Genomic DNA, 2952 nt, shown 5'->3' on the forward strand with positions numbered 1-2952 from the left:
CTCCCGGACGTCCTGGCTCCGGCCTACGAGGCCCTCGCCGCCCAGGACGCCGACGACCAGCCCAACTGACCACGCCGATTGCCCTCGACGGTCCACGAGCCGCAGTGTCAAGCCGTCCGGGCGCCCTGGCCTGCCGTGGGGTGGAGGGCGCCGGCGCGTTTCAGGGTCGCCAGTACGGGGGCCGTTTCGAGGGTCTGGATGCCGTCCAGGACGCCCAGGCGGCGCGTCAGGTAGCGGTGCAGGTCGGCGGGGCCGGTGCAGAGGGCCTGCGCCAGCAGGTTGGTCGGGCCGGTGGTGGCGGCGACCACGGCCAGTTCGTCGTGGCCCGCGATCGTCGTCGCGACGTGGTCGAGCCGGCCGGGGGCGACGGACATCCAGAGCAGGGTCTGGGTCGTCGCGCCCAGGAGCGTCGAGTCGACCTCGATGTCGAAGAAGACCGTGCCGCGGGCGCGCAGGTTCGCGAGGCGCCGGGCCGCCGTCGCCTCTGACCATCCGGTCGCCGCGGCGAGGTCGGCGTAGCCGGCGCGGCCGTCGTGGCGCAGGGCGTCCAGGAGGGCGTGGTCGGCGCCGGTGAGCGGGCGTGCGGATCCGGGTTCGGGAGCGGGTGGCCGGAGGCGCGTCCGCTGGTCCGGGGTGAGGGCCTGGGTGATTCCGCGCCACGCCGTCGGACCGCCGAGGTAGGTGTGCAGCAGGCAGTGGGCGGAGACGGCGGTGATGCCCGCCCGGCGGGGGACGTCGTGCAGCAGCATCGGGTGGCCGCCCTCCGGGACGTGGACGATCGCGAAGATCTCCGTACCGCCGGACGTGAGCTTGACCCAGGACGTGTCGGGGCGGCGGGCCAGGGAGCGGGCGAGGTCCTGGGCGGCGGGCGGAGCGCAGGTCAGCCGCACCATCCACCTGGTCTCGCCGCGCGTGTCGGGGGCGAGGACACCGACGACGCGCAGGCCCGCCTCGGCGCGGAGGCGCCGGTAGCGCCGGGCGACCGTCTGCGTGGACACGTCCAGGACGTCCGCGATGCGGCTGAAGGGGGCGCGTCCGTCGATGTGAAGCGCGTGGATGACGGCGCGGTCCAGATCGTCCAGCATGAGGATCCCTCATTTGGTGCCGGGTGGATGGAAGAAATCTGCCAGTTCTCCGCTGCCGTTGGAAGCATGTGCGGCTCACTGCCCAGGCTAAGGCACGAATCCGGAAGGGGGCGTGCCATGGTGGTGCGGAGCGAGGTCCGTGGAGCGGCGTACCGGTGGCGGTGGGTGGCGCTGGGGGCGCTGCTCGTGGCCGAGGCGATGAACCTGCTGGACGCGACGATCGTGCAGGTCGCGGGCCCGGTCATCCACGCGGATCTCGGCGGGGCCGCGTCGGATGTCCAGTGGTTCAGTGCGGCGTACACGCTGCCGTTCGCCGTCCTGCTGGTCACGGGCGGGCGGCTCGGCGACATGCTGGGGCGCAGGCGCGTCTTCACGGTGGGCGTGCTGGGTTTCGTCCTGGCCTCGGTGTTCTGTGCGGTGTCGCCGGGCGCCGGGACGCTGATCGGCGCCCGGGTCGTGCAGGGGGCGGCCGCGGCGCTGATCATCCCGCAGACCATCGGCCTGATCCGCGCGATGTTCGACGGCGCCGAGATGGCGAAGGCACTCGGCTGGATCGGGCCCGTCATGGGCCTGTCGGCGGTCTGCGGGCCGGTGCTCGGGTCCGTCCTCACGCACGCCTGGACATGGCGGGCGGCGTTCCTGGTGAACGTGCCCCTGGCCGCGGCGGTGCTGGCCATGGCGCCCGCGATGCGGGAGGACAGGGCGCCCAGCCCGCCGCGTCCGGACGTCCCCGGGACCCTGCTGGCCGTTGCCGGTTCCGCGCTCGTGATCTATCCGCTGATCGAGGGCGACACGGCCGGATGGCCGCCGCGGATGTGGGCGCTGCTGTTCGCCGGCGCCGTCGTCCTGGTGCTGTTCGGTTTCCACCAGCGGATGACGCCGCATCCGCTCGTCGAGCCGAGCCTGTTCCGCGATCGCGGCTTCCCGGCGGCGCTGGCGACGTCGACCCTGTTCTTCGCCGTGGTGAACGGGTTGACGGTCGTGGTCGTCCTCCAGGTGCAGCTGGGTCTCGGACGGGATGTGCTGACCGCCGGCCTGACTCTGCTCCCTTGGTCCTGCGCGCTGGCACTCTCCTCCTGGGCGGCCGGCACGTACCTGGTGCCGAAGGTCGGCCCCCGTCTCATGGCCTGGGGTCTCGGGCTGATGCTGGCCGGTGTCTCGGAACCATCGCCCTGTATCGCGGGGACGTGTCGTGGCCGCTCCTGGGAGCCTTGGCCATCGTGGGGACGGGCAACGGGCTGTTCACCGTCCCGTTCTTCACCGCGGCGCTGGCACGGGTCCGCCCTCAGGAGACGGGGTCGGCGGCCGGGCTTCTCAACGCCGTCCAGCAGTTCGGCGGCACCCTGGGCATCGCCGTCCTCGGCAGCGTCTTCCTTCACGGGACGACCGGGACCCGCGGATCGGACGCCGTCCGGGCCGCGTTCTGGGTGGCCGCCGGGCTGCTGATCACCACGGCCGCCACCGCCTCCCTGATGCGCCGCGGGAGACCGGGCCGAGGCTAAAGAGGCAAGCGGGCGCGGACTTTGAAGCCGCCGTCAGGGTCGGGGGCCGCCTCAAGGGTGCCGCCCAAGGCCCGCGCGCGGTCGCGCATGCCCCGGATGCCGGTGCCGTCCGGTGAGGGTGTCGTGGCGGCGGCCCCGTCGTTCTCCACGCTGACGGTCACGGCGCCGTCGCCGTACTGGATGCGGATGAGGGCGGACTTCGCGTGGGAGTGGCGGGCCACGTTCGTCAGGGCCTCCTGGACGATCCGGAAGGCGGCGAGGTCGGCCTCGGCGGGGAGCGGGCGGGGGTCGCCCTCGACCTCGGTGCTGATCTTGAGGCCGGCGGCGGCGGTGGCCTGGGTCAGCTCGTCCAGGCGGGCGAGGCC

The 2952-nt window shown here is 73.4% G+C and carries 3 protein-coding genes; 1 reads left to right on the plus strand and 2 read right to left on the minus strand.

Annotation, left to right across the window (positions count from 1 at the left end; all coding sequences use genetic code 11):
* Positions 1-107: 107 nt before the first annotated feature.
* Positions 108-1085 carry an Lrp/AsnC family transcriptional regulator gene (locus E1293_RS46010; RefSeq protein ID WP_132206318.1) on the minus strand — a complete coding sequence of 326 codons (978 nt, stop codon included), beginning with the start codon at positions 1083-1085 and terminating at the stop codon, positions 108-110.
* A 117-nt stretch (positions 1086-1202) separates the two neighbouring features.
* Here E1293_RS46010 and E1293_RS46015 point away from each other — a divergent pair, with 117 nt between their 5' ends.
* Positions 1203-2531 carry an MFS transporter gene (locus E1293_RS46015; RefSeq protein ID WP_243717554.1) on the plus strand — a complete coding sequence of 443 codons (1329 nt, stop codon included), beginning with the start codon at positions 1203-1205 and terminating at the stop codon, positions 2529-2531.
* Positions 2532-2583: 52 nt separating this feature from the next.
* On the opposite strand, the gene E1293_RS48335 is transcribed toward E1293_RS46015, so the two are convergent.
* The coding region (locus E1293_RS48335; protein WP_341770260.1) for a sensor histidine kinase at positions 2584-2952 on the minus strand (369 nt) is incomplete at its 5' end.

Source organism: Actinomadura darangshiensis, from assembly GCF_004349235.1.
Taxonomy (GTDB): Bacteria; Actinomycetota; Actinomycetes; order Streptosporangiales; family Streptosporangiaceae; genus Spirillospora; species Spirillospora darangshiensis.